The 377-nt window shown below is 61.8% G+C and carries 1 protein-coding gene; it reads right to left on the reverse strand.

Features of this window, described 5'->3' with window-relative positions:
* Positions 1 to 377: transposase (locus tag AC1RQI_RS17085; protein WP_481905813.1), on the reverse strand; the 377-nt coding region annotated here is incomplete at both ends.

Raw genomic sequence — 377 nt, forward strand, 5'->3', positions numbered from 1 at the left:
TTCATCTGGAAGGTCTTCTGACAGAACCGCTTCCATCTTGCCGTCGCGGTCCAGCGACCAGGCTTTCTGGGCCTGGGCCTTGTCTGCCCAAGCCAGGGGATCCTGCTTGCGAGGGTTCCACTTGATCAGGAAATCGACCTGATCCTGCTCGCGCAGGAAGTCGCGATTGCCACGGGCATCATGTGCGCTGTCCAGGCGCAACAGGATGGGCTTGTCCGTCAGTGCCCGGGCCTGGGGCAAAACCCGTTTGAGGGTATCGAGAAACCCGTTATTGGCGTGCTGGCTGCCAGGGCGCAGTTCGCAGCCCAGGCACCAGCCTTCCTGTCCCAGGTAGGCCGCTATCGGTGCGTAGCCGTCGTAGCCCTTGTAGGTGTAGC

Source organism: Salicola sp. AFF1 (genome assembly GCF_056783195.1).